Raw genomic sequence first — 13,285 nt, forward strand, 5'->3', positions numbered from 1 at the left:
GTTGGCGACCACCGCAGGCAAGGGGGCTCAGCGTGGCGAGGAGACCGTCAGCATCTGCCCAGGCTTGAGTGCCTGGCCAACGCGCGGGTTCCAGCGCTTGAGGTGTTGCATCTCGACGTTGAAGCGCTTGGCTACCATGTACAGCGAGTCGCCTTGCTTGACCTTGTACTGGGTCTGCTTCTTGGTGTTGGCGGCCAGCACCGTAGTGGTGCGGCCGGTGCTGCGCTTGCGGGTGTCCTGCATGACCAGGGTCTGGCCGGCCTTGAGGTTCTTGCCAGTCAAGTTGTTCCAGCGCTGCAGGTCCTTGACGTCGACCCGGTTGGCCTTGGCGATGGAGGTCAGGTTGTCGCCGCGCTTGACCCGATAGTTACGCTTGGCCGTAGCCAGCGCCGGGCTGTCTGCGCCCTCGAACACCGGCTTGAGCGAACGCTTGCTGATCAGCTCTTCGGGTTTCATGGTCGACAGGCTGGTCGTCAGCAGTTGCGCCTTGGACGTTGGCACCAGCAGGTGCTGAGGGCCGTCGATGGTGGTGCGTTGCTTGAAGGCCGGGTTGAGCTGGAACAGTTCGTCTTCGTCGATGTTGGCCACCGCGGCAACCTTGGACAGGTCCATGCGCTGGTTGATCTCGACGACTTCGAAGTAGGGTTCGTTGGCGATTGGATTGAGGTTCACGCCGTAGGCTTCGGGCGCCAGGACCACTTGCGAGAGGGCCAGCAGCTTGGGCACGTAGGCCTGGGTTTCTGCCGGCAACGGCAGGTTCCAGTAGTCGGTGGGCAGGCCGAGCTTTTCGTTGCGCTCGATGGCCCGGCTGACCGTGCCTTCGCCGGCGTTGTAGGCCGCCAGGGCCAGCAGCCAGTCGCCGTTGAACATGTCGTGCAGCTTGGTCAGGTAGTCCATCGCGGCCGTGGTGGAGGCCGTGATGTCGCGACGACCATCGTAGAAGCGGGTCTGGCGCAGGTTGAAGTAACGCCCGGTGGACGGAATGAACTGCCACAGGCCGACGGCATGGGAACGCGAGTAGGCCATCGGGTTGTAGGAGCTTTCAATGACTGGCAGCAGGGCCAGTTCCAGCGGCATGTTGCGTTCTTCGAGGCGTTCGACGATGTAGTGGATGTACAGGCTGCCGCGCTCGCCGGCGCTTTCCAGGTAGGACGGGTTGCTGGCGAACCACAAGCGCTGTTGCTCGATGCGCGGGTTAACGCCCAGGCCGTCTTGCAGCTGGAAGCCCTGGCGCATGCGCTCCCAGACATCCTGGGGGATTTCCGGGGCGGGCTTCTCGCTGAGCCAGATCGGTTTTTGCTTGGTGCGTACGGATAAGGTGTGGGCCGCGTCGGTTTGCGGCAACTGACTGGTGCTGCTACAGCCCGCCAGGGTGGCGGACACAGCCACCGCGATGGCTTGAGCCAAGCGGGTCAATGCGTCTGAATGGATGGATTTACGAATAGATGACGACATTGGCTGGAAGTAAGTTCCGGGCAAAAATGTCGGGCGATTCTAGAAAGCGCACCGGGTGCGGTCAACCATTCAGAATTTTTCGGCCTATGGTGGCACTGCTTAGAACGTATCTTTCCATGCGCGCAGGGCCGCAAAAACCTCACTGGGGGCCCGGTTATCGGGGCCATTCCGTTCGTCTATTTTTTCTTTAACAGATGTTACGCCAGTACGCAGAAACGGGTTTGTCAGCTTTTCCAGCGCCAGGGTCGAAGGCAACGACATGCGTCCGGCTTCGCGTAACTGGGAGACCTTCTCGAATCGCTCGGCTATGTGCCGGTTGTCGGGCTCGACCGCGACAGCGAAACGCAGGTTGCTCAGGGTGTACTCATGGGTGCAATACACCAGGGTGTCCTCGGGCAGGGCGGCGAGGCGGCTGAGGGAGTCGTGCATTTGCTGCGGCGTGCCCTCGAACAGACGCCCGCAACCGGCGGCGAACAGGGTGTCGCCACAGAACAGCAGGCCGTGGTGGTAATAGGCGATATGGCCCAGGGTGTGGCCTGGCACCGCATACACCTCAAACTCCCAACCGAGTACGCTGACTCGATCGTTGTCATTGAGGGCCACGTCGCGCCCGGGAATGTTTTCGCTGGCAGGGCCGTAGACCGTCGCGCCCGTGGCGTGCTTCAGGGTTTCGACTCCGCCGACGTGATCATGGTGATGGTGGGTGATCAGAATCTCGCTCAGCCGCCACTCCGGGTGTTGGGCCAGCCAGGCCTGGACCGGCGCGGCATCGCCTGGATCGACCACCGCGCAGCACTGGCTGCGATGATCCTGTAACAACCAGATGTAGTTGTCGGTGAACGCGGGAAGAGCACTGATCTGTATCATCGCGGGATTCGCCAAGCGGAAAACATTGGTGCATCTTAGAGCTTCCTGGCGCATTGGAGAATGCAATGACCGATAAAGCGTTCGCTCAGGCTGATCCGGACTGGCTGGCATTGATCAGCGCGGCCCGCGAGTGGCTGTCCGGTCCCCTGGGGCAATTTCTACTGAATGAAGAGCGGCGCATGCTCGAAGACGAGTTGGGGCGCTTTTTTGGTGGCTACCTGGTGCATTACGGGCCGTCTGCCGAATCTCCACCCAATGCGCCCCAGGTGCAGCGTAATGTGCGTCTTGGCGCACCGTTGCCGGGGGTGGAAATCGTCTGCGAAGAACAGGCCTGGCCCCTCAGCGAACACGCCGCCGACGTGGTGGTGATGCAGCACGGCCTGGACTTCTGCCTGTCGCCCCATGGCCTGCTGCGCGAAGCGGCCAGTGCCGTAAGGCCTGGCGGGCATTTGCTGATCATCGGTATCAACCCCTGGAGCACCTGGGGCCTGCGCCATGTGTTTGCCCATGACGGGCTGCGCAAGGCGCGCTGTATTTCGCCGTCACGGGTTGCCGACTGGCTCAACCTGCTGGGCTTCGCGCTGGAGAAACGCCGCTTCGGGTGCTATCGTCCGCCGCTCGCATCCCCCGCCTGGCAAACACGCTTGGCCGGTTGGGAGCGCAAGGCCGGAGACTGGCAGGTATCCGGTGGTGGTTTCTATTTATTGGTGGCACGCAAGATAGTAGTCGGCCTGCGCCCGGTGCGTCAGGTTCGCCGCGAGCCAATGGGCAAGCTGATTCCACTGCCGATGGCCAAGGTCAACCGCCGCCACAGCGATCCGTAACACCCTCATTATTTTCCCGGCCGGGCTTGCCCGGCCTCAGGCGTTGTCGGTCGTTGATCGGCAAGCCACCGACATTTTCTGGATAGATTGGCATGAGCGATAGCGTAGAACTCTTCACCGACGGCGCCTGCAAAGGCAACCCTGGCCCCGGCGGCTGGGGCGCACTGCTGATCTGCAAGGGCGTGGAAAAGGAACTCTGGGGCGGCGAAGCCAATACCACCAACAACCGCATGGAACTGATGGGCGCGATTCGCGGCCTGGAAGAGCTCAAGCGTTCCTGCGACGTGCTGCTGGTGACGGACTCGCAGTACGTGATGAAAGGCATCAACGAGTGGATGGTCAACTGGAAAAAGCGCGGCTGGAAAACCGCGGCCAAGGAACCGGTGAAAAACGCCGACCTGTGGCGACTGCTGGACGAGCAGGTCAACCGCCACAACGTGACCTGGAAATGGGTCCGCGGGCACATTGGCCACCCAGGCAACGAACGTGCCGACCAATTGGCCAACCGCGGCGTCGACGAAGTCCGGGGTCTGTAGGATCTATAGGGGCGAGCCTGCTCGCGATGGTGATGTGTCAGGCACCGTCGATGTTGAATGTACCGGCCCCATCGCGGGCAAGCCCGCTCCCACAAACTTTGTAGGTGTATGCGGGGTCTGTGTGCATCCAGAGCCACTGTGGGAGCGGGCTTGCCCGCGATGGGGCCGGCACAGCCAGCATCCATAGCGCCTGACACACCGCTATCGCGGCAGCGATCAAGCGCTGCGCAACTGCTCGATCAGCCGCAGGCAATGGTTCAGCCCCGGCGACACATCGCCGATGCGCTGGCTGAGGATGATCGGCGAGGTGGCATTGCTTTCCAGCAGTGGAGTGAAGCCGATGTCGTCGCGGTGCAGCAACTGCACCGAGGCCGGTACCAGCGTCACGCCGATTCCCGCGCCCACCAGCCCAATCGCCGTTTGCAGTTCGTTGGTCCACTGCGCCACCTTGATGCTGACCCCGTAGGATTCGAACAGCGCGATCACGTGATCGGCATAGCTTGGCCGGGGATTGCCCGGGTACAGCACAAAGGGTTCGGCGGCCAGTTCGGTGAGGCTGATGGGCCGTGCCAGCAGCGGGTGGCCAGCGGGCAGGGCGGCGACCAGGCGGTCTTCGTTGAGCACCGTCTGGATGATCGCCGGGTCGTCGATGCGAATCCGCCCGAATCCGACATCGATCCGCCCGGCCTTGAGTGCCTGCACCTGTTGCAGGGTGGTCATTTCCGACAGCCCCAGCTCCAGTTCCAGGATCTCGTTGCTGCGCAGGCGGCGAATCAGCTCGGGCAACACGCCATACAGGGTCGAAGGCGCAAAGCCGATGCCCAGCCAGGTCTTCTCGCCCAGGCCGATGCGCCGCGTGTTGTCGCAGACCTTGTGCAGTTGCTCGAGCAACGCTGTGGAATGCTCGAGGAAAAATCGTCCCGCCTCGGTCAGGCGCAATGGCCGCCCACGCTCAAGCAGCACCACCCCCAGTTCATCTTCCAGTTGCTGGATCTGCCGGCTCAGTGGCGGCTGGGCGATATGCAGGCGCTCGGCGGCGCGTGTGAAATTCAGGGTTTGCCCCAGCACCTGGAAGTAACGCAAATGACGCAGCTCCATGAGCCCTCCACCGTCCACAGGAGTGAATACCTTTAAGGTATCGATCCAGACCAATTCTATATTGGAACCCAGAAAAAAGCCGTACGAGAATCGATCCCAGAACTTCAAGAACCTGACGGGTATCGACATGCTTGCTGCTGCCATTAAATCGATCGAGACGATCATCGTCGATCTGCCGACCATCCGCCCACACAAGCTGGCGATGCACACCATGCAGAACCAGACCCTGGTGATCATCCGGGTACGCTGCGAGGACGGTATCGAGGGGATAGGCGAGGCGACCACCATCGGTGGCCTGGCCTACGGCAATGAAAGCCCGGACAGCATCAAGACCAACATCGACCAGCATTTCACCCCGCTGCTGCTGGGCCAGGATGCCAGCAATATCAACGCGGCGATGTTGCGCCTGGAGCGCAGCATTCGCGGCAACACCTTTGCCAAGTCAGGTATCGAAACTGCCTTGCTCGACGCTCAGGGCAAGCGCCTGGGGCTGGCGGTCAGCGAATTGCTCGGTGGCCGGGTGCGCGACGCGCTGCCGGTAGCCTGGACCCTGGCCAGCGGCGATACCGCCCGGGACATCGCCGAGGCCGAGCAGATGCTCGACCTGCGTCGGCACCGGATCTTCAAGTTGAAGATCGGCGCCGGTGACGTCGACCGCGACCTGGCCCATGTGATCGCCATCAAGAAAGCCCTGGGCGATCGCGCCAGTGTGCGGGTCGACGTCAATCAGGCGTGGGACGAAGCCGTGGCCCTGCGCGCCTGCCGGATTCTCGGCGGCAATGGCATCGACCTGATCGAACAGCCGATTTCGCGCAACAACCGTTCCGGCATGGTGCGCCTGAATGCCATGAGCCCGGCGCCGATCATGGCCGACGAGTCGATCGAGTGCGTCGAGGACGCGTTCAACCTGGCCCGTGAAGGCGCGGCCTCGGTGTTCGCCCTGAAAATCGCCAAGAATGGCGGTCCCCGTGCGGTGTTGCGCACGGCGGCGATTGCCGAAGCGGCGGGCATCGGCCTGTACGGGGGCACCATGCTCGAAGGCGGGATCGGTACCCTGGCCTCGGCCCATGCGTTCCTGACCCTGAACAAACTGAGCTGGGACACCGAGTTGTTCGGCCCGCTGCTGTTGACCGAAGACATCCTCAGCGAACCGCTGGTGTACCGCGATTTCCACCTGCACGTTTCATCGGCGCCGGGCCTGGGCCTGAACCTGGACGAAGAGCGCCTGGCGTTTTTCCGCCGGGACAAGAGCGCCCCTGCCCACCATTTAGTCTGAGGAGTTGCACATGTTGTTCCACGTAAAAATGACCGTGAACCTGCCGGTCGACATGAACCCTGAGCGAGCCGCTCAACTCAAGGCCGACGAGAAGGCCCTGGCCCAGCGCCTGCAGCAGCAGGGCAAGTGGCGGCACCTGTGGCGCATTGCCGGGTTGTACGCCAATTACAGCGTGTTCGACGTCGACAGCGTGCAAGAACTGCACGATCTGCTGATGCAATTGCCGCTGTATCCCTACATGGCTATCGAAGTGACGGCGATGTGCAGGCATCCTTCTTCTATTCATGAGGACGATCGCTGAGCCGCTGTTGCCTGTTCTGTACTCTAATAAATACAAGATGAGGATTAATCATGAACGTCAGAATTTCCCACACTGCCACGGCCCAGAAGTTTCTCGAAGAAGCCAGCGGCCTGCTCAACGATGACGGTAACCCGCGTGCCAAGGCCTTGGTCTACCGCATCCTGCGCGATTCGGTGAACATCATCGAAGACCTCAACGTGACCCCGGAAGAGTTCTGGAAAGCGGTCAACTACCTCAACGTGCTGGGCAGCCGCCAGGAAGCTGGCCTGCTGGTGGCCGGCCTGGGCCTGGAACACTATCTGGACCTGCTGATGGACGCTGCAGACGAGCAGGCCGGCAAGGCCGGCGGCACTCCGCGGACTATCGAAGGCCCGCTGTACGTGGCCGGCGCACCGCTGTCCCAGGCAGAGGCACGCCTGGATGACGGCGTCGACCCGGGTGTGGTGCTGTTCATGCAGGGCCAGGTCAAGAACACCGACGGCACGCCGCTGGCCGGGGCTGTGGTTGACGTCTGGCACGCCAACACCGGCGGCACCTACTCGTATTTCGATGGCAGCCAGTCGGAGTTCAACCTGCGTCGGCGCATCGTCACCGATGCCGAAGGCCGCTATCGTTTTCGCAGTATCGTACCGTCGGGCTACGGCTGCCCACCGGATGGCCCGACCCAGCAACTGCTCGATCAACTGGGCCGGCATGGCCAGCGTCCGGCGCACATTCACTTCTTCATCTCGGCCGATGACCATCGCCACCTGACCACCCAGATCAACCTGGATGGCGACAAGTACCTGCACGATGACTTCGCCTACGCCACTCGTGACGAGCTGATCGCCCAGATTACCTTCAGCGACGACCAGCAGCGTGCCGCGGCCTACGGCGTGAGCGGTCGGTTTGCCGAAATCGAGTTCGACTTCACCCTGCAATCCTCGGCCCAGCCCCAGGAGCAGCAGCGTCACGAGCGGGTTCGCGCACTGGAGGACTGATCCACGCGGGAATCGAGCCACGGCAAAACCCAGCGGTTTTCCCGTGGCTTTGCGCTGTGGGGTAAGTTGCCTAGAATGCCCAGGCCTGATTTGCCTGAGCAGGGCGCCACGAGCAGCCCTGCACAGCCTATAAAAATAATGAGAGTGACCGGTTATGCAAGCGCATCTCTTGAGTGAGCGCAGCAGTGTCTTTGCGCAGGCCGACCCTTACGCGGTGTCGGGTTACGTCAATCAGCACGTGGGCAACCACTGCATCCGCCTGCCCAAGAGTGGCAGCCCGCAAGCCAGTCTCAATCACAGCAAATTCGCCAGCCTGGACCTGTGCCGCATCAGTTACGGCGGCAGTGTGCGGGTCACCTCGCCAGCGCTGGAGACCATCTTTCACCTGCAGGTACTGCTCAAGGGCAACTGCCTGTGGCGCGGTCACAAGCAGGAACACTACTTCGCCCCCGGTGAACTGCTGTTGATCAACCCGGACGATCCGGTGGACCTGACATACTCCGACGATTGCGAAAAATTCATCCTGAAAATGCCCGCCAGCCTGCTCGAGTCGGTCTGCCAGGAACAACGCTGGCTGCATCCAGGGCAGGGCGTACGCTTCCTCGAAAACCGCTACCAACTGGCCGAGCTCGAAGGCTTCGTCAACCTGCTGGGCATGGTCTGCCAGGAAGCCGAGGCCACCGAGAGCATGCCCCGGGTCCAGGAACACTACGCGCAGATCATCGTCAGCAAGATGCTCAGCCTGATGAAAACCAACGTCAGCCGCGCCGGTCTTGGTTCCCAGACCTCGAGTTTCGAGCTGATCGCCGACTACATCGAGCGCAATCTCAAGCAGGACATCTGCAGCGAGGAACTGGCGCGCCAGGCCCGCATGAGCTTGCGCTCGCTGTATGGCCTGTTCGAACGGCATGCCGCCTGCACGCCGAAAAACTACATCCGGCAGAAGAAACTGGAGCGGGTCAACGCCTGCCTCAGCGACCCCACCTGCACGGTGCGCAACGTCACCGAACTGGCCATGGACTACGGCTTCCTGCACCTGGGGCGGTTTTCCGAGAGCTACCGTAAACAGTTCGGCGAATTGCCTTCCGATACCCTCAAGCGCCGCCATTGACCGCCATGGGTGCAATTGCACAAAACGGATAATGATCTGCAGCCAATGGCTATTGCCCCTCCAGCACCGGCTCTAGCATGAGCCTTGCCTGAATAAAAACAATGGAGGCGGCGGCCATGTCCCTGCGACCCGAATACCTTCACTCCCTGCTCGAAGACGACAAAGAACAGGGTATTTTCCGTTGCAAGCGCGAGATGTTTACCGACCCGCGCCTGTTCGATCTTGAAATGCAGCACATTTTCGAGGGCAACTGGCTGTATCTGGCCCACGAGAGCCAGATCCCCAACAAAAACGATTTCTACACCACCACCATGGGCCGCCAGTCGATCTTCATCGCGCGCAACAAGGACGGTGAGCTCAACGCCTTCATCAACGCCTGCAGCCACCGTGGGGCGATGCTCTGCCGCCACAAGACCGGCAACAAATCGTCCTACACCTGCCCGTTCCATGGCTGGACCTTCAACAACTCCGGCAAGTTGCTCAAGGTCAAGGACCCCTCGGCGGCAGGCTACCCGGCCAGCTTCAACTGCGAAGGCTCCCACGACCTGACCAAAGTCGCGCGCTTCGAGTCCTACCGTGGCTTCCTGTTCGGCAGCCTCAAGGCCGATGTGGTGCCGCTGGTCGAGCACCTGGGGGAATCGGCGAAGATCATCGACATGATCGTCGATCAGTCCGCCGACGGCCTGGAAGTGCTGCGCGGCTCCAGCAGCTACATCTACGAAGGCAACTGGAAGCTCACCGCGGAAAATGGCGCCGACGGCTACCACGTCAGTTCCGTGCACTGGAACTATGCAGCCACCCAGAACCAGCGCAAGCAGCGTGAATGCGGGGACGAGAACCCGACCATGAGCGCCGGCACCTGGGCCAAGCAGGGCGGCGGCTTCTACTCCTTCGACAAGGGCCACATGCTGCTCTGGACCCGCTGGTCCAACCCCGAGGACCGTCCGCTGTACGAACGCCGTGACGAATTGGCCAGGGACTTCGGCAAGGCGCGCGCCGACTGGATGATCGAGAACTCGCGCAACCTGTGCCTGTACCCCAACGTGTACCTGATGGACCAGTTCAGCTCGCAGATCCGCATTGCCCGGCCGATCTCGGTCAACCGCACCGAAATCACCATCTACTGCATCGCCCCCAAAGGGGAGAGCGACACCGCGCGCTCGAGCCGGATCCGCCAGTACGAAGACTTCTTCAACGTCAGCGGCATGGCCACCCCGGACGACCTGGAAGAGTTCCGCTCCTGCCAGATGGGCTACCAGGGCAGCACCAGCGCCTGGAACGACATGTCCCGTGGCGCCGAACACTGGGTCGAAGGCGCCGACGAGGCGGCCAAGGAAATAGACCTGCACCCGTTGCTCAGTGGCGTTCGCACCGAAGACGAAGGGCTGTTCGTGCTGCAACACAAGTATTGGCAGCAAACCATGCTCAAGGCGCTGGACGCCGAGCAGTCGGCGTTGATCAAGGTGGAGGAACTGGCATGAGCGTGACCTACGACACCGTGCGCGACTTTCTCTACCGCGAAGCGCGCTACCTCGACGACAAGGACTGGGACAACTGGCTGGAGCTGTACGCCGCCGACGCCAGCTTCTGGATGCCGTCCTGGGACGACAACGACGAGCTGACCGAAGACCCGCAGCGGGAAATTTCCCTGATCTGGTACGGCAACCGCACCGGCCTTGAAGACCGCATCTTCCGTATCAAGACCGAGCGTTCCAGCGCCAGCGTGCCGGACACCCGGACCTCCCACAACATCAGCAACATCGAGCTGCTCGAACAGCACGACGGCCTGTGCAAGGTGCGCTTCAACTGGCACACCCTGAGTTTTCGCTACAAGACCGTCGACAGCTATTTCGGCAGCAGTTTCTACACCCTCGACGTGCGCGGTGACAGCCCGCTGATCAAGGCCAAGAAAGTGATCCTGAAGAACGACTACGTTCGCCAGGTCATCGATGTCTACCATTTGTGAGGCCGCGCGCATGTCCCATTCCATCGCTTTGAATTTTGAAGACGGCGTCACCCGTTTTGTCGACGCCAACCCCGGTGAGACTGTGGCCGATGCCGCCTACCGCCAGGGCATCAACATCCCGCTGGATTGCCGCGATGGCGCCTGCGGGACCTGCAAGTGTTTTGCCGAGGCCGGGCGCTATGACCTGGGTGAGGAATACATCGAAGACGCGCTGACGGCCGAAGAGGCCGAGCAGGGGTTTGTCCTGACCTGCCAGATGCGCGCCCAGAGCGATTGCGTGGTGCGGGTGCCGGCCTCGTCCGATGTCTGCCGCACCCAGCAGGCCAGCTACAGCGCCGCCATCAGCCAGGTGCGGCAGTTGTCGGACAGCACCATAGCCCTGTCGATCAAGGGTGAGGCCCTGAGCAAGCTGGCGTTCCTGCCGGGGCAATACGTCAACCTGGGCATTCCCGGTAGCGAGCAGACCCGGGCCTATTCATTCAGCTCGCTGCAGCGTGACGGCGAGGTCAGCTTCCTGATCCGCAACGTTCCAGGCGGGTTGATGAGCAGCTTTCTCACCGGCATCGCCAAGGCCGGCGACTGCATGAGTCTGGCGGGCCCCCTGGGCAGTTTCTACCTGCGTGATATTCAGCGGCCGTTGTTGCTGCTGGCGGGCGGCACGGGACTGGCGCCATTCACCGCCATGCTGGAAAAAATCGCCGACCAGGGCAGTGCCCATCCGTTGCACCTGATCTACGGGGTGACCAACGATTTTGACCTGGTAGAGCTCGATCGCCTGCAAACCTTGGCCGCGCGCATCCCCAACTTCAGCTTCAGCGCCTGCGTGGCCAACCCGCAAAGCAGCCACCCGCTCAAGGGCTACGTGACCCAGCACATCGAACCCCGGCATTTGAACGATGGCGACGTCGACGTCTACCTCTGCGGTCCGCCCCCGATGGTCGAGGCGGTGAGCCAGTACATCCGCGAGCAGGGCATTGCACCGAAGAATTTCTACTACGAAAAATTTGCCGCCAGTGCTGCCTGACAGGCTCAGGCAGCCACCCCATCCCCTGTGGGAGCGGGCTTGCCCGCGATAGCGCCGGGTCAGCCAACAATGATGTTGACTGTGCCGAAGTCATCGCGGGCAAGCCCGCTCCCACAGGGATCAGTCACACCGTCTTGAGGATTGGAAATGCACAGATTCCACGAAAAAGTCGCGCTGGTTACCGGCGCAGCCCAGGGTATCGGGCGTCGAGTGGCCGAGCGCATGGCGGCGGAAGGTGCGCGCCTGGTGCTGGTTGATCGCTCTGAGCTGGTGTTCGAGTTGCAGGAGCAACTGGGCGCACACTGCGAAGTCCTGACCCTCACGGCCGACCTTGAACAATACACCGAGTGCGACCGGGTGATGCAGGCCGCGGTCGAGCGTTTCGGACGTCTCGACATCCTGATCAACAATGTTGGCGGCACCATCTGGGCCAAGCCGTTCGAACATTACGAGGCGCAGCAGATCGAGGCGGAGGTCCGGCGGTCGTTGTTTCCGACCCTGTGGTGCTGTCACGCCGCATTGCCGTACATGTTGGAGCAGGGCAGTGGGGCGATCGTCAACGTCTCCTCCATCGCCACCCGCAGTGTCAATCGTGTGCCTTATGGCGCGGCCAAGGGCGGGGTCAACGCCCTTACGGCGTGCCTGGCCTTCGAAACCGCCGGGCGCGGGATCCGGGTCAATGCCACGGCCCCAGGTGGCACCGAAGCGCCGCCGCGGCGAATCCCGCGCAACAGCGCCGAGCAGAGCCCGCAGGAGCAGGTCTGGTACCAGCAGATCGTCGACCAGACCGTCGACAGCAGCCTGATGAAGCGCTATGGCACCATTGATGAACAGGTCGAACCGATCCTGTTCCTGGCGTCCGACGCCGCGGCCTATATCACCGGGTTGGTAATGCCGGTGGGCGGTGGCGACCAGGGCTGAGGCCTGCAACTGCCATCGGGCGGTGCTTTGCAGCTCTGTGTTAAGATCGCCGCCCTACGCAAAATGCTACGCAGAAGGGGTGTACATAGATGGCTCAGAGGATGGTGGTGCTCGACACCGAAACCACCGGCATGCCGGTAACCGACGGGCACCGGATCATCGAGATCGGTTGCGTCGAGTTGCTCGGCCGACGCCTGACGGGCCGGCATTTCCACGTCTATTTGCAGCCAGATCGGGAAAGTGACGAGGGCGCGATTGGCGTCCACGGCATCACCAACGAGTTCCTGGTGGGTAAGCCGCGCTTCGCTGAAGTGGCCGATGAGTTCTTTGAATTCATCAAGGGCGCCCAACTGATCATCCATAACGCGGCGTTCGACGTTGGTTTCATCAACAACGAATTTGCCCTGATGGGCGCGCACGACCGGGCGGACATCACCCAGCACTGCTCGATCCTCGACACCCTGATGATGGCCCGGGAGCGTCACCCCGGGCAGCGCAACAACCTCGATGCCCTGTGCAAGCGATATGGCGTCGACAACTCCGGCCGTGAACTGCACGGCGCCTTGCTCGACTCCGAGATCCTTGCCGACGTCTACCTGACCATGACCGGCGGCCAGACCAGCCTGTCGTTGGCTGGCAATGCGTCTGACGGTAACGGTTCGGGTGATGGCTCCGGCAGCCAGGCCAGTGAAATCCGTCGCCTGCCGGCGGATCGCACCCCGGCGCGGATCATTCGGGCCAGCGAAGCCGAACTGGCCGAGCATGCCGTGCGCCTGGAAATCATCGCCAAGTCCGCCGGCGCGCCCGCGCTGTGGACCCAACTGGCCGAAGCCAAAGCCCTGGGCTGAGGAAGTAGCGCCGACCCTGTGGGAGCGGGCGCCCGCTTGCGGCTTGTCCGTGATGGACTTAAGGACCCCGCGTTGAGC

14 protein-coding genes are annotated in these 13,285 nt (G+C 62.1%); 11 read left to right on the forward strand and 3 right to left on the reverse strand.

All coding sequences use genetic code 11. The features are described from left to right. Positions 1–27: 27 nt before the first annotated feature. Positions 28–1,455, reverse strand: coding sequence for a transglycosylase SLT domain-containing protein (locus PspS04_RS13220; RefSeq protein WP_095168839.1), 1,428 nt, complete (start codon positions 1,453–1,455; stop codon positions 28–30). Positions 1,456–1,554: 99 nt separating this feature from the next. Then, the gene (gloB, locus tag PspS04_RS13225; RefSeq protein ID WP_159995777.1) at positions 1,555–2,322 is read right to left on the reverse strand and encodes a hydroxyacylglutathione hydrolase; all 768 of its coding nucleotides are present in this window, start codon (positions 2,320–2,322) and stop codon (positions 1,555–1,557) included. A gap of 65 nt (positions 2,323–2,387) precedes the next feature. Between gloB and PspS04_RS13230 the strand changes: the two genes are divergently transcribed. Continuing rightward, entirely contained in the window at positions 2,388–3,146 is a 759-nt protein-coding gene (locus PspS04_RS13230; RefSeq protein ID WP_095168837.1) for a class I SAM-dependent methyltransferase, read from the forward strand. Positions 3,147–3,238: 92 nt separating this feature from the next. Next, positions 3,239–3,682, forward strand: coding sequence for a ribonuclease HI (gene rnhA / locus PspS04_RS13235; RefSeq protein ID WP_095168836.1), 444 nt, complete (start codon positions 3,239–3,241; stop codon positions 3,680–3,682). 216 nt (positions 3,683–3,898) lie between these two features. On the opposite strand, the gene PspS04_RS13240 is transcribed toward rnhA, so the two are convergent. Next, entirely contained in the window at positions 3,899–4,780 is an 882-nt protein-coding gene (locus PspS04_RS13240) for a LysR family transcriptional regulator (protein WP_095168835.1), read from the reverse strand. A 127-nt stretch (positions 4,781–4,907) separates the two neighbouring features. Between PspS04_RS13240 and PspS04_RS13245 the strand changes: the two genes are divergently transcribed. The 9 genes from PspS04_RS13245 to dnaQ all read left to right on the forward strand — a co-directional run bounded on the left by PspS04_RS13245 (position 4,908) and on the right by dnaQ (position 13,207). Next, entirely contained in the window at positions 4,908–6,056 is a 1,149-nt protein-coding gene (locus tag PspS04_RS13245) for a muconate cycloisomerase family protein (RefSeq protein ID WP_162530203.1), read from the forward strand. Between the two features lie 10 nt (positions 6,057–6,066). After that, entirely contained in the window at positions 6,067–6,357 is a 291-nt protein-coding gene (gene catC / locus PspS04_RS13250; RefSeq protein ID WP_159995779.1) for a muconolactone Delta-isomerase, read from the forward strand. A gap of 50 nt (positions 6,358–6,407) precedes the next feature. After that, the gene (gene catA / locus PspS04_RS13255; protein ID WP_095168832.1) at positions 6,408–7,337 is read left to right on the forward strand and encodes a catechol 1,2-dioxygenase; all 930 of its coding nucleotides are present in this window, start codon (positions 6,408–6,410) and stop codon (positions 7,335–7,337) included. Positions 7,338–7,491: 154 nt separating this feature from the next. After that, a complete protein-coding gene (locus PspS04_RS13260) occupies positions 7,492–8,448 on the forward strand; it encodes an AraC family transcriptional regulator (RefSeq protein ID WP_095168831.1) in 957 nt (318 codons plus the stop codon). Positions 8,449–8,564: 116 nt separating this feature from the next. Next, a complete protein-coding gene (benA, locus tag PspS04_RS13265) occupies positions 8,565–9,929 on the forward strand; it encodes a benzoate 1,2-dioxygenase large subunit (protein ID WP_095168896.1) in 1,365 nt (454 codons plus the stop codon). Next, positions 9,926–10,414 carry a benzoate 1,2-dioxygenase small subunit gene (gene benB / locus PspS04_RS13270; protein WP_095168830.1) on the forward strand — a complete coding sequence of 163 codons (489 nt, stop codon included), beginning with the start codon at positions 9,926–9,928 and terminating at the stop codon, positions 10,412–10,414. Before benA ends, benB begins: the two co-directional genes overlap by 4 nt. Positions 10,415–10,424: 10 nt before the next feature. After that, positions 10,425–11,438: a benzoate 1,2-dioxygenase electron transfer component BenC gene (gene benC, locus PspS04_RS13275; RefSeq protein WP_159995781.1), complete on the forward strand. Its 1,014-nt coding sequence runs from the start codon at positions 10,425–10,427 to the stop codon at positions 11,436–11,438. A 147-nt stretch (positions 11,439–11,585) separates the two neighbouring features. Then, complete coding sequence (locus PspS04_RS13280) at positions 11,586–12,359, forward strand: 1,6-dihydroxycyclohexa-2,4-diene-1-carboxylate dehydrogenase (RefSeq protein ID WP_095168828.1); 774 nt, start codon at positions 11,586–11,588, stop codon at positions 12,357–12,359. Between the two features lie 89 nt (positions 12,360–12,448). Beyond that, positions 12,449–13,207, forward strand: a complete 759-nt coding sequence (gene dnaQ / locus PspS04_RS13285) for a DNA polymerase III subunit epsilon (RefSeq protein ID WP_095168827.1) — start codon at positions 12,449–12,451, stop codon at positions 13,205–13,207. Positions 13,208–13,285 lie beyond the last annotated feature (78 nt).

The sequence above is a fragment of the Pseudomonas sp. S04 genome (assembly GCF_009834545.1).
Classification (GTDB): domain Bacteria; phylum Pseudomonadota; class Gammaproteobacteria; order Pseudomonadales; family Pseudomonadaceae; genus Aquipseudomonas.